The sequence below is a fragment of the Bacillus sp. RIT 809 genome, from assembly GCF_016892495.1.
Classification (GTDB): domain Bacteria; phylum Bacillota; class Bacilli; order Bacillales; family Bacillaceae_G; genus Bacillus_A; species Bacillus_A cereus_U.
Genome location: NZ_JAFEMR010000026.1, coordinates 53,475 through 67,698 on the forward strand (window position 1 = coordinate 53,475; position 14,224 = coordinate 67,698).

A 14,224-nucleotide genomic window follows, 5' to 3' on the forward strand; every position below is an offset into this window, starting at 1 on the left:
AGAATTATGGTACAATTCAAACAAGGAATGGAGGAGAAATATATGAACGTTATACAATTAAAAGAAGATAAGTTTAGAGAAGCATTACGTTTATCAGAATATGCTTTTCAATATAAAGCAAATGAAGAATGGGCAGAGCAGAAAATTACACGAATGAAAGAAAGCCATCAAATATACGGCATTATGGAGGGTGAAGAATTAGCCGCAAAACTTCATCTTATTCCGTTTCATATTTACATAGGAAAAGAAAAGTTTAAAATGGGCGGTGTTGCAGGGGTAGCGACGTACCCAGAGTATAGAAGAAGCGGATATGTAAAAGAGTTGCTTCAGCACTCCCTTCAAACGATGAAAAAAGATGGATATAGTGTATCGATGCTACATCCATTTGCCGTTTCATTTTACCGTAAATACGGCTGGGAACTTTGTGCGAATCGCCTTACATGTCATATGACGAAGAGCGATTTAGTTATGAAAAAACAAGTGAATGGTACTGTGAAACGATTCAATAAAGAAAATCACCCAGAAGAGGTCGAGAAGATCTATGAAACATTTGCAGAACGTTTTTCTGGTATGTTAGTTCGAGGGTCTAAATGGTGGCTACAAGCGGTATATCATGAATTAACATTGGCTGTTTACTATGATGGAAATAAAAATGCGTCGGGTTACATTTTATATAAAATTGAGAACTCTAAAATGACAGTAGAAGAATTTGTTCCACTGCATAATGAAGCAAGAACGGGTCTTTGGAACTTCATCTGCCAACATGATTCTATGATAAAAGATCTAGAAATGATACTAAGTGAGGCAGAACCACTTCTTTACACATTGCAAGAGCCACGAGTGAAGGCAGAAATTAAACCATATTTTATGGGTAGAATTGTAGATGTGGAGCAGTTTTTAAAGCAATATGAGTTTAATTGGAACAATGCGCAGCAAGAAGTGATCTTACAGATTACAGATTCATTTGCTCCGTGGAATAACGTAACGGTTCAACTTAAAAATAATGAAATAACAATCGTTAAAGAAGAAACAGCAAAAGAAAATGGAATTCAAATCGATATTAATGCGTTATCTACTATTATGTTTGGTTACAAGCGACCGCTAGAATTAAATGAAATAGACTTAATAAGCGGTAGCGAAGAGGAGATACGTGCATTTGAGAATGTAGTGCCGGTGCGTAAGCCGTTTATTTATGATTTCTTTTAATTTTGTAAAGCTTTGTGCGGCATACTAATGTGTAAATAGCAATGTACTATAATTAAACATAATTAGTTATAGTACATTGCTGCTTTTAACGAAGCATTATGAATGTTAACCCCTTGACTTTTAATTCATGTAATTTATAATTATAAACGGAATGAATTTTCATTCCTGAAAATTGAGGTGAGAAAAATGGCTAAAAATAAGCAAGAGGATATTTTTGATGCTGCTATAAAACTTTTCGCAGAGCGTGGTTACGATGGTACGACAATTCCGATGATCGCTGAAAAAGCAAATGTCGGCGCTGGTACTATTTATCGCTATTTTGAAAATAAAGAGGCACTCGTTAACTCATTATTTTCAAAAAGCATGCTACAGCTATCTGAAACAATAAAAACTGATTTTCCTGTTGAAGCAAATATTCGTGAACAGTTTAGTCATATTTATAACCGTTTATTTGAATTTGCGAGAAACAATGTGGATGCTTTTCTTTTTACAAATTCTCACTGTGATAGTTATTTTCTTGATGAACAGAGTAACAAAATATTTGACGATTTTATAGGCTTCTTTATGAATATTATAGAAGATGGAATCGCAAAAGGTTTGCTCCGTCCATTGCCTCCAGTTGCTTTAATTATTATTGTATATCAACCGCTAGAAAAATTAACTAAAGTAATGGCAACAGGGCAATTAGAATACTCAAAACAATTAGTAAAAGAATTGGAAGAAAGCTCTTGGAATGCTATTAGAATCATTTGATTCTATAGCTCTATAAGGATAGGAATGAACATTCATTCCGAAATAGATTTATAAAATGAGAACAGGAGATGATATATCTGTACAACTAAAGGAATGAATATTCATTCCGATAGAGGTAGGTAAATAGATTTAAAAATAATTTAATAGAATAATAGGAATGAACGTTCATTCCGAATGCAACATGAAATTCTAAAAGTAGGAGATGATTCATATGAGCAAATTAAAAAGTTGGAGAAGTTTATCTTTTCTATTATGGGTAGTTATTACTATTACAATGGTCGTAACGATGCCTAATATGGATAAGTTAGTGAAAGAAAAAGGGCAAATTACGATTCCTAATACAGAACAAAGCAGTATTGCTGACAAGATGATAAAGGAGATGGATAAAGAAGGGGCTGAAAAGTATGAAATTATAGCTGTCTTTAATAGTGGAAGTAAGAAGGCTTTAACAAATGAGCAAAAAGAGGAAATAACGAAAACGATCAATGCCCTGCAAAATGAAAAAGAGCAATTAGGAATTAAGGAAGTCGTTTCACATTTAGATAATAAAGAACTGGAGAAACAATTAGTTTCTAAAGATAATACGACTATTTTAACGCAAATATCGGTAGATAAAAAACATGGTAAAATACCAAAAATTGTAAATAATCTTCATAAAAAAGTACAAACGAAAGGAGTTACAACGTACTTAACAGGAAGTGACTTAATCGGAGATGATTTTCTTAAATCCTCTCAAGAGGGAGTGCAAAAGACAGAAGTTATTTCAATCATTTTCATTCTTGTAGTATTAATCATTGTATTTCGTTCACCAATTGTTCCGATCGTTTCACTTCTTACAGTTGGGGTATCGTACTTAGTTTCAATGGGAATTATTGCTCATTTGGTTGATCAATTTAATTTTCCATTTTCAAACTTTACACAAGTGTTTGTAGTTGTCGTCCTGTTTGGAGTAGGAACAGACTATAACATTTTATTATATACGAGATTTAAAGAAGAATTAAGTAAACAAGAAAATGCGTATTTAGCTACGAAAGAAACATTTAAATCAGCAGGTAAAACCGTTTTATATAGCGGAATTGCAGTACTAATCGGTTTTGCATCTCTTGCATTAGCGAGTTTTAAATTATATCAATCTACTTCAGCGGTAGCAATTGGTGTTGCAGTATTACTACTCGTATTAACTACGTTAAATCCATTTTTCATGGTGCTATTAGGAAAAGGAATGTTTTATCCAGTTAAAACATTTAAAGGACATGAGGATAGTCGTTTATGGGGATTCTTTGCGAAAAACTCGGTAGCAAGACCATTTGTTGCTTTAATTATTGTGTTTGTGATATCGATTCCTTTCGTATTAAAATATTCTAACACGCATAATTACAATGATTTATTTGAAGTAGATAATAAGTATGAATCAAAAATGGGGATTAATGTAATAGAAGAGCATTTTCCGCCTGGTTTCTCTTCACCGGGTACGCTAGTTATTCAATCTGACAAAAAGCTAGATGAAGCGACTTCTCTACAAACTTTAGATGAACTAACTGAAAAACTTTCGAAAGTTAAAGGGGTTTCAGAAGTATATTCACCGACGCGTCCAACTGGAGATAAGATTAAAGAATTATATATAAATAAACAAGCCGGAGAATTGAATACAGGCTTAGGAGATGCAAATGGTGGTATAAAAGAAATTAATGACGGATTAACTGATGCGAAAGACAAAATGGGTGGTAATGACTCAAATAGTCTCGCAAATGTTCAAAAGTTAATTGATGGAACAAATGAGGCGAAAAATGGCGTAACAGCATTAGGAACAGCTTTAAATCAATTATCGAATGGAATAAACAATGGGGCACAAGGGGCGAAGCAAATAGAGGATGGGCTAGCATCATTAAACGGAAATATCAATGCCCTTTCAAATGCAACTTCTCAGCTTCATGCTGGGTATACTCAGTTAGAAAAAGGTTTAAGTTCGTATGATCAATATTTCGGAAGTATTTCTCAAGCGATTGATGGTGCGAAAAAAGGATATGAACAAATTGAAACGTTAATGAACAATTTCATTCAAACAAAACCAGAATTAGCAAATGATCCTAATGTGCAGCAAACATTAGGAATTACAAAAGAAGCTCAGAAGCAATTAAGTGTCCTTTCAAATGAATTAAATCAATTAGCGACGCAGCATAAAGCAGCAATGGGTTCATTTAAAGAAGCGAATCAGTCGTTACTGAAAGTAGATAAAGGTTTAAAAGAAATGAATAATGGCGTTACACAATTACAAAAAGGCGCTGGTGAGCTGGAAAATGGATTAAATGAAGGAGCCACAGGTTCAAAACAAATTGCAAACAAATCAGCTGAGTTAAAATCCGGTTTAACGAAAATAAATGATGGGCAAGGACAGTTATTAACTGGGCTTAAGGATTTGCAAGAAAAGATGGGGCAATTACAATCAGGCTTATCTAAAAGTACAGAAGGTTTAGGCAAAGTAAGTAACGGTCTAGGGGATGCTCAAAAATATTTAGGCGAGCTAAATGAGTCGAAAAGCTCTGAGAAATTTTATATTCCGAAAGAAGTTTTAGAGGGAGAAGATTTCCAAAAAGCATTGAATACGTACATGTCACATGATAGAAAGACTGCTAAAATGACAATTATTTTAGACGTAAACCCGTATTCAAAAGAAGCGATGCCTATCATTCAAGAAATTAATAAAACGATAGATGGTACGTTAAAGGGAACAGAACTAAATGATGTGAAAAAAGCAATTGGCGGGACAACAGCTAGAAACGTTGATTTAAAAGAAGTAACCGGGCAAGATTTCCTACGTACTGCTACGATTATGTTATTAGGGATTTCGCTTGTATTAATCGTGATTACACGCTCATTCTTAAACTCAATCTTTATTATTGGGTCGTTAATTTTAGCGTACTTTGCATCACTTGGTATAAGTGAACAAATTAGTGCACATGTATTAAACGTAGAGTCATTAAGCTGGAATGTTCCATTCTTTAGCTTCATTATGATTGTCGCTTTAGGAGTGGATTATAGCATCTTCGTTATGATGCGATACAATGAGCTAGAAGGGGATTCAGTAACGAAAATTGTAAATGCATCTCGTCACATAGGAGGAGTCGTATTATCAGCGGCACTTATTTTAGGAGGGACATTTGCAGCGTTAATTCCTTCAGGAGTATTGACACTTATACAAGTAGCATCCGTTGTTGGCGTTGCTCTTTTACTATTAGCTTTAATTGTAATGCCGATATTGTTACCTGCTTTAATAGGATTGACGAGTAAATTGAAGAGTTATAAAGAGAAAATAATAAATACGAAATAAGAAAAACCTGTAGGGAATGTTTTCTCTACAGGTTTTTTGTATATAAAATATGAAATGAAAAAATGATTCAATGTATTACAGAATGAGAAGCGAATAGGGATATTAGAAAGAGGTCGATGATATACAAAAAATAGCTAGGGGAATGGATAAAAACTATTCGATTTCGTTGTAGAAAGCTAATCAATCGTTGCTATTCATCCAGCTTCTACTATATAATAGCTATAGTCTAGAATAATTGAGTCGTAATATGCGATTTTTTAGGACAATCGGTGAGAAAACGCTGAAATAAGCGGTATTAGTAGGAGGACACAAATGATTACAGTAAGTAACGTTAGTTTGCGTTTCGCAGATCGCAAATTATTTGAAGATGTTAACATAAAATTCACGCCAGGTAATTGCTACGGTTTAATCGGAGCAAACGGTGCTGGTAAATCAACATTTCTAAAGATTTTATCTGGAGAAGTTGACCAATCAACAGGTGACATACATATTACGCCAGGTGAGCGTCTAGCAGTATTAAAACAGAATCACTTCGAATATGAAGAGTTCCCTGCACTAGAAACAGTAATGATGGGTCACACACGTCTTTATAAAGTAATGCAAGAGAAAAATGCAATTTACATGAAAGAAGACTTTAGTGATGAAGATGGCATGCGTGCTGCAGAACTTGAAGGTGAGTTCGCTGAGCTAAACGGTTGGGAAGCTGAGTCAGAAGCTGCAATCCTTCTAAAAGGATTAGGTATCGGCGAAGATATTCATGATAAAAAGATGTCTGAATTAACAGGGGCAGAGAAAGTAAAAGTATTACTTGCTCAAGCTTTATTCGGTCAACCTGACATTCTATTACTAGATGAGCCTACCAACCATTTGGACTTAAAAGCGATTCAATGGTTAGAAAACTTCTTAATGAACTTTGATAATACAGTTATCGTTGTATCCCATGACCGTCACTTCTTAAATAAAGTATGTACGCACATGGCTGACCTTGATTTCGGTAAAATTCAATTATACGTTGGTAACTATGACTTCTGGTATGAGTCAAGCCAATTAGCATTAAAACTAACTCAAGATTCTAACAAGAAAAAAGAAGAGAAAGTAAAAGAGTTACAAAACTTTATTGCGCGCTTTAGCTCAAACGCATCTAAAGCGAAGCAAGCAACTTCTCGTAAAAAATTGTTAGATAAAATTACATTAGATGATATTAGACCGTCATCACGTCGTTATCCGTTCGTTGGTTTCACACCAGAGCGTGAAGTAGGAAATGACTTATTAACGGTTGAAGGTATTTCTAAAACTATCGACGGAGAAAAAGTATTAGATAATGTGAACTTCACTTTAAATAAAGGTGATAAAGTTGCATTTATCGGCCGTAACGATATTGCAATGACAACATTATTTAAAATTCTTATGGGTGAAATGGAGCCAGATAGCGGTTCATTCAAATGGGGTGTAACAACATCTCAAGCTCATTTCCCAAGAGATAACTCTGAGTACTTCGAGAACAGTGATTACACTTTAATTGATTGGTTACGTCAGTTCTCTCCACAAGATGAATCAGAAAGTTTCTTACGTGGTTTCTTAGGCCGTATGCTATTCTCTGGTGAAGAAGTAAAGAAAAACGTTTCTGTTTTATCTGGAGGAGAAAAAGTTCGCTGTATGCTATCTAAGATGATGTTAAGTGGTGCAAACGTATTAACATTAGATGATCCAACGAACCATTTAGACCTTGAGTCTATTACAGCATTAAACAACGGTTTAATCACATTTAAAGGAACATTACTATTCACTTCTCATGACCATCAGTTCGTACAAACAATTGCAAACCGTATTATCGAAGTAACGCCAAACGGTGTAGTTGATAAGGTAGCAACGTATGATGAGTTCTTAGAAAATGAAGAACTTCAAAAACAAGTTGATGCAATGTACAAAGGTTAATAATAAATGATTAAAACCCTCGCTTTCTTTTATGAGAGCGGGGGTTTTGTTGAAAATAAATACAATCTTTGTATTTAAATAAAGAAGGGACTGAAATGAATAATTATTCAAAAATAATATTAGCGATGGTAAGAAATTTTTGAAGCGTGGATAAACCCTGAAATGATGAAAAAATGGTTTTTTACATTGGAAGGGACGAATAAAGTAACGGCAAATACTCCTGAATTAGGGGGAAGTGAGTTATAAAGGATAAGATTGTAGGAAAAGTGTAGTTTGAGCAATTACTCCAAACTACACTTTTTCTTATGTGAAATATGTACCAAAATTGGAGATAGATTAGTTTGCAAATGAGGAAATAAAGGATTATAGTTTGTGGAGTCATAATTAGTGGATGAGCCTTGGGAGAAAACAGGAAATGTTACAAATGTATTTTGTTAAATAGAAACCAAGGTCAAAATGTTTAAAAAGAAATAGTTGAATAAATAAAAGCTACAAATTATAATTACTAATATTCTTCATATAGTTAAACAAATAAAATCTATCTGAAGAAGAAAAATCAAATAGAGAGACAGACTTATACAAAATAAGCCTTGGATGATCAAAAGAGGTGGAGAGATGCAACAATTTTTATTAAAGAGTAAACGAGTATTAAGTAATCATTTTGGATTTTTCGTATTTGCAGTTATTTTACTTTGGTTAAAAACATATGCAGCATATGTGATAGAATTTAATTTAGGGATATCGAACACAATCCAAAAGTTCTTACTGTTTTTCAATCCGCTAAGCTCAGCAGTTCTATTTTTAGGGCTCGCATTATTCGCAAAGGGGAAACGAGCTTACATTTGGGTAATTGTTATTAATTTGCTAATGTCTATACTTTTATACGCCAACGTAGTATATTACCGCTTTTTCAGCGATTTTATTACGTTCCCGACATTAACACAATCGAATAACTTTGGAGATTTAGGTAATAGTATTTTTGCATTGCTACACTTATATGATCCACTATATTTCTTAGATACAATCATTTTGATTGTTTTAGTCGCAACGAAATTTGTAAATCCTAAACCAATCCGTGTTGCGAAGCATAAATTATCTCTAGTATTTGTAGCAGGTATTTTATTCTTTAGCGTTAACTTAGGTCTGGCAGAATCTGACCGTCCTGAATTGTTAACAAGAACATTTGACCGCAATTATATCGTGAAATATTTAGGGGCGTACAATTTCACGATTTATGATGGTATTCAAAGTGCGAAAGCATCAACAGAACGAGCATTAGCGGATGGAGATAATATGACAGAAGTTAGAAACTATCTTACATCAACTTATGCAAGTCCAAATCCTGAGTATTTCGGTAAAGGAAAAGGAATGAACGTAATTTATATTCATTTAGAGTCATTCCAAAACTTTTTACTAAACTACAAGCTAAATGGCCAAGAAGTTACACCATTCTTAAACTCATTTACAAAAGATGCGAATACGTTATACTTTGATAACTTCTTCCATCAAACAGGACAGGGTAAAACATCTGATGCGGAGTTCATGTTAGAGAATTCAATGTTTGGATTACCACAAGGATCTGTTTTTACAAATAAAGCTCATAACACGTATCAATCAGCACCAGCTATTTTAGGTCAACAAGGATACACATCAGCAGTGTTCCACGGTAACTATAAAACGTTCTGGAACCGTGATGAAATTTATAAATCATTTGGTTTTAATAAATTCTTTGATGCGTCATACTATGATATGAACGAAAAAGATGTAGTAAACTATGGATTAAAAGATAAACCGTTCTTTAATGAATCAATTCCGTTATTACAAACTTTGAAGCAACCGTTCTATACGAAGTTCATTACGTTATCGAACCATTTCCCTTATCCGATTGATAAAGCGGAAGCAACGATTGAACCAGCTAAAACAGGTGATTCATCAGTAGATACGTACTTCCAAACAGCACGCTATTTAGATGAATCTGTAAAAGGATTTATTGATTACTTGAAACAATCTGGTTTATACGATAACTCAATTATCGTTATGTACGGTGACCATTACGGTATTTCAGATAATCATAGTGCAGCAATGTCTCAAATAATGGGTAAAGAAATGAACTCATTTGAAAATGCTCAATTACAACGTGTACCTTTAATCATTCGCGTACCAGGAATGGAAGGCGGCGTACAACATCAATACGGCGGAGAAATTGACGTTCTTCCAACGTTATTACACTTACTAGGTACAGATACGAAAAATTATGTCCAATTCGGATCAGATTTATTATCACCAGAGCATAAACAAGTCGTTCCGTTCCGTAACGGTAACTACGTAAGCCCAACAGTTACTGCACTTAACGGCAAATACTATGATACGGCTACTGGAAAACCTGTAGAATTTACAGATGAAATAAAACAAAATGAACAAATGGTTCAAAAATCACTAAAATACTCCGACCAAGTTGTTAACGGTGACTTATTACGATTCTACACACCAGAAGGATTTACACCGGTAGAACCTTCTAAGTATAACTATAACCATCGTGATAACAATAAAACGAAAGTGAAGACGACTGAAGACGGGGAAACGAAATAAATAATAAAAAAACCTACTCGTATGGAATACGGGTAGGTTTTTTTGTTTTAAGATTTACTTTCGGATTTTTGGAGTGCTACTTTTTTAGGCATGAAACATGCAATAATCAAAGCTACAAAGGATAAGACTAACATAAATACGTAGGCATCACTTGAGCTGAAGATAGAAGCTAATTTCGTTACTTGCATAGCTGATATGCTTCCGTTCTCACTAGATAACTGTGAAGTATGTGAAGTGGATTGAATTGTATACACAGTGATAATGACTGCTGTTCCTATAGCACCAGCTAATTGACGTACGGTATTATTCACTGCGGAGCCATGTGAACCCAATTCTCTTGGTAAAGCGTTTAAACCTGCTGTATTTAAAGGCATCGAAATGAAACTTAGTCCAATGCGTAGAATAATAGTACGAACCATTAAATACATATAAGTGGTGTATTCGGTCAAGTCAATTACACCCCACATTGATATAATGATACATATTAAACCTGTAATAAAGAGTGGTTTTGCCCCGTATTTATCAAACATTTTACCTGTGATAGGTGATAAGAAGGCATTAATTACAGCGCCAGGTAATAGAAGTAAACCGGATTCAAAAGCAGTGAAACCTCGTCCATTTTGCAAGTAAATCGGTAAAAGAATTAAATCAGCATACATAATCATCGTAATGAGTACGTTAATGACTGATGTAAGAGTGAAAATTTTATATTTAAATACGGATAAATTTAATAGTGGATCGCTAGACTTTATTTGACGTAAACAGAATAGCGTTGTAACAATTATTCCGATGATAATTGTAGTAATAACAACTGGATGATCCCATCCTTTGCTTCCTGCACTACTAAACCCGAATATAATACAACCAAAGCCAATCGTTGATAAAATGACACTTACGATATCTAATTTTGCTTTTGTTGTCTCAGCGACATTCATTAAATATTTTAGCGCGAGAATAATAACGATTAATACAAATGGAGCTAATCCAATAAATAACCATCTCCATGATACATATTCAATAATAAAGCCAGATAATGTTGGAGCGATGGCTGGCGCAAAAATTATGGCGAAGCCGATGGTCCCCATAATACTGCCACGCTTTTCACTAGGGTATAAATATAAAATAACTGTCATCATTAGTGGCATAATAATTCCTGCGCCAACTGCTTGAATCATTCTTCCTGTTAACAAAGTGCCAAAATTCATGGCGCATGCACAAAGAACAGTCCCGATAAACAAAGAGAGCATCGAGCTAATAAATAGCTGCCTTGTAGTAAATCGTTTCATTAAAAATGCTGTAATTGGCACTAGAACACCATTTATGAGCATAAAGCCTGTCGATAGCCATTGCACTGTTGCAGCCGAAACATCAAATACTTCCATCAAATTACTCATCGCCACATTTAATAGCGTCTGATTTAATGTTGATAAAAAACAGCCGGCAATGAGCACAACTAATATAATTTTTTTATTTCTTTCTGATATTTCCTTTTGCATTGGTAAACTCCTTCGTTGTTTTCTTGATTTATCGACAATGTGTCGATAAAATTAATGGTAACAAAATATATTTTCTTTGACCATGAACAGTTTTTTTGAAAATGTTCACTACTCGACATAGATGGTATGCACTGTCGAGTAAGTAAAGAGAAAATCTATAAAGGAGTTTCAAAATGTCTACACCTAAAAAAGAAGATCCACGTACAGTTCGTTCAAGAGAAATGTTTAAAAATGCTGTTTTTTCTCTCCTATGTGAGAATCCTAGTATTTCAAGCTTAACGGTTCAGAAAGTTGCAACAAAAGCAGGATTAAATCGGACTACCTTTTACTTACATTATCAAGATATTCAAGATTTACTAGACCAAATCACGAATGAGATTTCAAATGAACTTTCAAATAAAATTGCTGATTTAATACATGCAAAAGATTTATCAGAAAAACAAAAGCTAACACAATTACTTGATTATTTATATATCCACCGAAATTATTTATTTATATTATTTAAAATGAATCAATTTGAGGAGCAATTATTTTTATTTTTAAAAGAGTTAATAGAAACGAGAAGAGAGAATACGAAAAAGAATTTGCCAGATGACTATGTTGCGGTTGATATTAAAACAGCCTCTTTGGTAGGTATTATCATGTGGTGGATAAGGAATGGACTTCACTTTAGTTCAGATTATATTGCAAATCAAATTTATTTCATGTATAAAGGGTAATGATTTTAAGGATCGGGATTAATAAAAATTTATAAAACAAAAGATCCAGAGATAGAAGGGGGATATTCATGAATTTTAAAAATGAAAAAATATCATTACATTTAGAGGTTGTAAATTACCAATATAAAGATGCAAAAGACGAGTGTGATAGAAATTGGTTAAGAGTAAAGGCGAAACTATCAGAAGAAAATAAAGTTTTTGAAACGATGGATCCATTTTTACAAACTTTCGACTTACAGTACATGATAAAGTGGTTTCAAGCATTACCAAACCCTACATATAACGAACTAGATTTCATCGAGCCAAATTTAGCGTTTGAATTTATGGGAGAAAAAGAGGGAGAGTTTCACCTTGTTATTCGCTTATCGCTGGAACTTAATCCTTCATGGTGTAAGGAAGAGGAGTACGAATTTTCTATCAGTATCACTCAAGATGATAGAGAGAATATTATTCGTTCTATTGAAGAGCAGCGAAAGAAATTCCCAAAACGATAATAAAAAGACTTGATAACCTACTAGAGGAAATCAAGCCTTTTTCATTAAATACGATTATCATGCCAGAAGTTTAATGGGAAGTGTTCGTTCTCATGATAGCTTTCTAATTCATATCCTCTTTCTTTCAGCCCTTTAATAATTCCAGGTACTGCTTTAACTGATTGTGGATGAATATCGTGCATAAGAATAACTTCTGTTGGATTTGTAGCACCATGTAGAACGTTTTCTACGATTTTAGCAGATGCAGCGTCTACTGGCATTTTGTTGTATTTCCAGTCTAATGAATCAATTGTCCAATCCCATACTTTTAAACCATTCTCAACAACTTTGTTGCGAAGGGCTTCATTTAATCCTGGCATTGAGCCGTAAGATGGGCGAGTTAATACTGGTGATTTACCTAGAACTCCAGCGATTAAGCCTTGGTCTTCCTTCATTTCATCAACGTAGTGACCTTCTGTATACAGTTTCTTGTAGTTATGAGTCATACTGTGCATCCCAACATAGTGGCCTTCAGCATCTTCACGTTTTACAAGATCAGGGAAAGCTTTCACGTTTGAACCAATTAAGAAGAATGTTGCTTTTGCATTTTCGCTCTTTAACATATCTAAAAGCTCAGCTGTGTATTTTCCAGGACCATCGTCAAATGTTAAGTAAGCGACTTTTCTAACTTGCCCATTATAGTGCTTTGGAGCTTCTTTCGGAGCAAGGGATGTTTGAATTTCACTTACAAGTTGAACAGATTTAGCGTCATCCTCTGTACTTGCTAGAGCGATATGTGTTGATCCGTAAGCAGCTTCGTATGTAAATAATACCCCGGCGCAAATCAACAGAGCCCTTTTCATTAAAGTTGTCATCCGAATTCCATTGTGCATAATTTTCCTACTCTCTATAAAAGTTCTACTCTACTATATTAGCAATTTTAGAGGGGGAAATGCAAAAAAACTTTTTTACAAGCGCAAAAAAGTTTGTTAGAAAATATGCAAGATTTCAGTTGTTTTGCAGGTTTAATAAAATGAAACAAGAATTGAATGTGTGGAACGGCATTTATTACGGCTCATTCATGTTTTTTGTTTTAGAAAGGGAGGATAAGTATGAAAAAACTAGCTTGTTTACATGCTCATCATTCAAATATTGAATACATTGACCGAGCGTTGCAATCTTTTGGAATAGAAATACTCCATTTTGTAGATCCCATCTTATCGCGCATATTAAAAAAAGATTGTGATTTTGAAAAAGAACAAGCACGAAATAAATTGAACGGATTTTGAAGGGAGTTAAGTAATAAGACATAGAATATTTAATAAAGGGGTGTTGATTCATGATAATAAAACTTTTATATGGTATCTTGTTAAGTAGTTTTTTTATATTTTTAGGAATAAGAATTTGGAGAAAAGAGAAGGTAACATTTTTCGCAGGAGTTTCTGAAAATATGTTAAAAAATGAAAAGAAGTTAGCTGAACGAATTGGTAAATTAATAATCTTATTTGGTATCGAAACAGTATTACTTATCTTCACTAGCCTTTTCATAATAAATTTTCAAGCTTATTACTACGGAATTCAAGCTATACTACATGTTTTAGTCATACTGTTATTTTTAGTAATAGATCAGTTGGAATATTAAATATAGCTTTATCAAAAATAAACTAAAACCAGCTGAAGAAGAAATCATTTTGATCAATCTTTTTTATAAAGACAAATTCGATA

11 protein-coding genes are annotated in these 14,224 nt (G+C 33.8%); 9 read left to right on the plus strand and 2 right to left on the minus strand.

Going from position 1 to position 14,224, the window contains the following annotated elements; all coding sequences use genetic code 11:
- Nucleotides 1-42: 42 nt before the first annotated feature.
- The 5 genes from JTF23_RS22705 (at nt 43) to ltaS (ending at nt 9,811) form a co-directional block, all read left to right on the plus strand.
- On the plus strand, nt 43-1,206 hold the full coding sequence (locus JTF23_RS22705; protein ID WP_204209813.1) for a GNAT family N-acetyltransferase: 1,164 nt from the start codon (nt 43-45) through the stop codon (nt 1,204-1,206).
- A gap of 186 nt (nt 1,207-1,392) precedes the next feature.
- Complete coding sequence (locus JTF23_RS22710; RefSeq protein WP_204209814.1) at nt 1,393-1,959, plus strand: TetR/AcrR family transcriptional regulator; 567 nt, start codon at nt 1,393-1,395, stop codon at nt 1,957-1,959.
- Between the two features lie 211 nt (nt 1,960-2,170).
- On the plus strand, nt 2,171-5,287 hold the full coding sequence (locus JTF23_RS22715; protein WP_204209815.1) for an MMPL family transporter: 3,117 nt from the start codon (nt 2,171-2,173) through the stop codon (nt 5,285-5,287).
- A gap of 312 nt (nt 5,288-5,599) precedes the next feature.
- Nucleotides 5,600-7,222 (plus strand): ABC-F family ATP-binding cassette domain-containing protein, encoded by a 1,623-nt coding sequence (locus JTF23_RS22720; protein ID WP_016105165.1) that lies wholly within the window; start codon nt 5,600-5,602, stop codon nt 7,220-7,222.
- Between the two features lie 615 nt (nt 7,223-7,837).
- Nucleotides 7,838-9,811, plus strand: coding sequence for a lipoteichoic acid synthase (gene ltaS, locus JTF23_RS22725; RefSeq protein WP_204209816.1), 1,974 nt, complete (start codon nt 7,838-7,840; stop codon nt 9,809-9,811).
- A gap of 47 nt (nt 9,812-9,858) precedes the next feature.
- On the opposite strand, the gene JTF23_RS22730 is transcribed toward ltaS, so the two are convergent.
- Complete coding sequence (locus JTF23_RS22730) at nt 9,859-11,307, minus strand: DHA2 family efflux MFS transporter permease subunit (RefSeq protein WP_204209817.1); 1,449 nt, start codon at nt 11,305-11,307, stop codon at nt 9,859-9,861.
- A gap of 173 nt (nt 11,308-11,480) precedes the next feature.
- On the opposite strand from JTF23_RS22730, the gene JTF23_RS22735 reads away from it, so the two are divergent.
- Nucleotides 11,481-12,026: a TetR/AcrR family transcriptional regulator gene (locus JTF23_RS22735; RefSeq protein WP_016105162.1), complete on the plus strand. Its 546-nt coding sequence runs from the start codon at nt 11,481-11,483 to the stop codon at nt 12,024-12,026.
- Between the two features lie 68 nt (nt 12,027-12,094).
- Nucleotides 12,095-12,520, plus strand: a complete 426-nt coding sequence (locus JTF23_RS22740) for a WapI family immunity protein (protein WP_204209818.1) — start codon at nt 12,095-12,097, stop codon at nt 12,518-12,520.
- A 44-nt stretch (nt 12,521-12,564) separates the two neighbouring features.
- Here JTF23_RS22740 and JTF23_RS22745 read toward each other — a convergent pair whose 3' ends face one another.
- Nucleotides 12,565-13,392, minus strand: coding sequence for a peptidoglycan-N-acetylglucosamine deacetylase (locus JTF23_RS22745; protein ID WP_204209819.1), 828 nt, complete (start codon nt 13,390-13,392; stop codon nt 12,565-12,567).
- 219 nt (nt 13,393-13,611) lie between these two features.
- On the opposite strand from JTF23_RS22745, the gene JTF23_RS22750 reads away from it, so the two are divergent.
- Nucleotides 13,612-13,788: a hypothetical protein gene (locus tag JTF23_RS22750; protein WP_016105159.1), complete on the plus strand. Its 177-nt coding sequence runs from the start codon at nt 13,612-13,614 to the stop codon at nt 13,786-13,788.
- Between the two features lie 50 nt (nt 13,789-13,838).
- Nucleotides 13,839-14,141, plus strand: a complete 303-nt coding sequence (locus JTF23_RS22755) for a hypothetical protein (RefSeq protein WP_016105158.1) — start codon at nt 13,839-13,841, stop codon at nt 14,139-14,141.
- Nucleotides 14,142-14,224 lie beyond the last annotated feature (83 nt).